4 protein-coding genes are annotated in these 3,483 nt (G+C 37.9%); 3 read left to right on the forward strand and 1 reads right to left on the reverse strand.

Annotated features, from left to right (window positions below; translation table 11 throughout):
• On the forward strand, positions 1 to 261 hold a 261-nt coding region (locus tag AAC037_RS21930), incomplete at its 5' end, for a sulfite exporter TauE/SafE family protein (RefSeq protein WP_339905627.1).
• A 7-nt stretch (positions 262 to 268) separates the two neighbouring features.
• On the opposite strand, the gene AAC037_RS21935 is transcribed toward AAC037_RS21930, so the two are convergent.
• Complete coding sequence (locus AAC037_RS21935) at positions 269 to 814, reverse strand: tail fiber protein (protein WP_339905628.1); 546 nt, start codon at positions 812 to 814, stop codon at positions 269 to 271.
• 597 nt (positions 815 to 1,411) lie between these two features.
• On the opposite strand from AAC037_RS21935, the gene AAC037_RS21940 reads away from it, so the two are divergent.
• Both AAC037_RS21940 and AAC037_RS21945 read left to right on the forward strand, forming a co-directional pair.
• Positions 1,412 to 1,984, forward strand: a complete 573-nt coding sequence (locus AAC037_RS21940; RefSeq protein WP_339905629.1) for a peptidylprolyl isomerase — start codon at positions 1,412 to 1,414, stop codon at positions 1,982 to 1,984.
• Positions 1,985 to 2,096: 112 nt separating this feature from the next.
• On the forward strand, positions 2,097 to 3,428 hold the full coding sequence (locus AAC037_RS21945; RefSeq protein ID WP_339905630.1) for a GntP family permease: 1,332 nt from the start codon (positions 2,097 to 2,099) through the stop codon (positions 3,426 to 3,428).
• Positions 3,429 to 3,483: the final 55 nt, after the last annotated feature.

Here is a 3,483-nt window from a genome sequence, read left to right on the forward strand (position 1 = left end):
ATCTATGGCATGGCTTATATGTTCGTCTTTGGATTGGGTACATTCCCTGTGATGATTTTGCTTATGTTTTCAAAGGATGTATTCTCTTTAAATTTTAGAATGAAAATGAACAAGGCAATGCCCTATTTTGTGATGTTTATGGGGGTGCTATTTGTTTTAAGAGGTATGGGTTGGGGAATACCTTACCTGAGTCCCAAGCTTGGACTGCCAACAGCCCATGCCACGGAACTCCTAGATAGTGATATTACCCATTGTGAATGATGAGAAATCAAGTCCTTGCTGGATAGTAACCCTGAATGCAAATAATGAAATTGATGCTTAAATAAGGGGGCATTTGTTCAAATGGCTCATTGCCACCGGTTTCACTTATAGATTTTTCATTCATTTTGCTGTTGGAAGTCTCCGCATAGGACTTCACTGCATGGGGAGGTCTAAATCGGTTCACTTTAACCTGACTCAAGGCCAAATAATTGTTCTCGGGATTATTGGAATTGGCTTTAATAGAATTTGATAATAAGATATGGGAATGAGCAGGTAAGTTTTTTTCTTCTAACTGGAAGGATTCCTGACCACCAATTTCACCGTTCTTTTTTGGACTTAGCCCCGGTCCTGACCCACTTCCAACGGGCATTCTACCTCTCAAATCCGGTAAAGCAAAAGTGGTCTTCCCATCTCCTCCATACATATCGCCTAAAATTGAAAACAAAGATTGATTGTCTTTGATGGACATTATCCTACCATCACAAGGCGCATAACCGCGTGGTGTGAAATTGCCTGCAAACATTTTTATAACTCCTATGTACTCTTCAAACATATTTAATTTGATTTGTTAAAATGTATCGTTTATTTGTTGATGGGTAAAATAATCAAAATATATTTTATAAGGTAGATTTAAGTGTGTTTTTGATTCGGTTTATTGGGTAATTGTCCAAATAAAAAATATTATTGCCCTATTGTTGCACTCTAAGCATTAGTTTTTTTTGAGGCCTGGAAATGGTTGAAAAAGCGTTGGCGTTTTTCTGTGTGAATGGGAAACGGTTAATCACTCAACGGTTTTTCTATATTAAGAATAACCGATTGCCTAATAGGTAATTTGAAATTAATTTATCTCTTGACTTAAGATGCCATCGGTACAGGTTTTTGGTTTTACTGATGAGTTTTTTAATAAAATAGTTGGCTTAGTTTGAAATTTGTTGCCCTACTTTTTGTAATTTGTTTAACTCGGATAATTTAAGAGGGTTTCCGGAGCTTTCTAATGAAGTGTTGCAATTGCAATAAAATCTGGTTGTTTGGAGTTTTTAGTTTAGTACCGCTAAGCAATGTAGTGGCTGGTTTTGAAGTGATATCAGTACGAAATAGATTGTCTTTTGGGTGTTTTGTATTTAAATCAATAGATTAATGGGTGTAAACCATGAATAAATTTATCAACTGTGCCCTATTGTTTTTCATCAGTTATTCAATTCATGCACAACAAATTGAGAAGTATTTAATCAAGACAGAAATCGGTGATATTGAGCTTGAAGTGTATCCCGATAAAGCTCCATTAACTGTAGGAAATTTTCGTGCTTACGTTAATAATGGGCTTTATTCGAATTCTAGTTTTTTCCGGGTATGTACCCCGGAAAACGAAGCGGAAAGAGAGATAAAGATTGAAGTAATCCAAGGGGGAGATGTGCCTGACAGTTTATTGTTGGCTCCAATACCCATAGAAACAAGCGAAGAAACAGGCATAAAACATAAAAATGGAACCATATCCATGGCCAGATTAGGGCCCAATACGGCGCAAAGTTCATTCTTCATTTGTATTAATGCGCAACCTGAACTGGATTATAAGGGAAAAAGAAATCCGGACGGGTTTGGTTTTGCTGCTTTTGGTACGGTTACAAAGGGGATGGAACTGGTAAAAAAAATTCAATCCCGAGAAGAAGTGGACCAATACCTTGTTAATCCTATAAAAATAAAATCCATACAAAGAATACATTAAATGAATTTGTTTCCGGGGTAAGGAATAATATTTCATAAAATTCTAAAAATACAGTTAATATATAGATAAAAATGCTTTATTTGTTGGGTAAAATAAACCCAAAAATTGCTGTATGTTAGTCTTTGTTTTGATACTACTGGTGCTGGCCATTATTGTGGTAGCGATCATTAAATTTGAAATCCACCCTTTTCTCGCCTTATTCTCGGGAGCTATTCTATATGGGCTATTGGCAGGAATGCCTACAGCCTTGATTATTAGTTCCATAACTGAAGGGTTTGGAGGAGTCTTGGGGAGAATAGGTTTACTGATTCTTTTTGGAGTAATTATTGGGACTTTTCTGGAAAAATCCGGCGGTGCTTTTGTCATTGCAAAGAAAGTGCTGTCTTGGGTGGGGCAAAAATCAGTAATGCTTGGAATGATGATTACCGGATACATTTCTTCTATTCCTGTATTTGGCGACAGTGCTTTTATCATGTTAAATCCAATCAATAAATCACTCTCCTTTAAAGGCAAGTTGCCTTATGCCGCAACAACCGTGGCCTTAACCTTGGGGATTACTGCTACACATTCACTGGTGCCTCCCACTCCGGGACCTATAGCTGCTGCAGGTATTCTGGAAGCCGATTTAGGAAGAATAATTTTATTTGGTACCATTATCAGTGCTTTGGGATTGATACCCTGTTACTACTTCTGCAAGTATTGGGTCTCAAATATCCATTTAGAACCGGTCTTTGCCAAAGTAGATAAGTTAGGTTATGCAGGCAAAAGTCCTTCGCTTGGCAAATCTTTTATGCCAATTATCATTCCTTTGGTTTTGATAATTTTATCTTCTATTGCAGCATATCCAACTAAACCCTTTGGTGACAATCAATTCACCTCACTAATTTCATTTATTGGTAACCCAATAATTGCTTTACTTTTGGGCGCTTTTTTGGCTTTTAGCTTGCCTGAAAAATTGGACAGAAAAATACTGTCATCTTCGGGTTGGTTTGGAGAAGCATTATTAATAGGTGCACCTGTGATACTCATCACAGGTGCTGGAGGAATTTTTGGTAAAATGTTACAAAATTCCGGAATTGCTGATCAGATTAGTGGTTTGATGAGTAGTGGACATTGGAGTTTATTCCTTCCTTTTGCCATGGCATTTGCTTTGAAATCTGCTCAGGGTTCTTCTACCGTTGCCTTGGTGACTACAGCCTCCATTATGGTTCCATTGATGCCTGCCTTGGGTTTGGATACTGAGGTAATGCGGGTATTTACCGTTTTGGCTACAGGGGCAGGGGCCATTGCTGTATCGCATGCCAATGATAGCTTTTTCTGGGCCATGACCCAATTGTCAGGAATGAATATCAAACAAGGTTACCAGTCACACAGCTTGGGTACCTTTATTTTATCCATTACCTCCATGGCCATTATATTCCTTATGGCCAGTATATTGACTTAGGCGTTTACAGAATTTTAGGGGTTATTTGGCTGTCCATCCTCCGTCTACGGTAAGG

It is taken from the genome of uncultured Cyclobacterium sp. (genome assembly GCF_963976465.1).
Lineage (GTDB): Bacteria > Bacteroidota > Bacteroidia > Cytophagales > Cyclobacteriaceae > Cyclobacterium.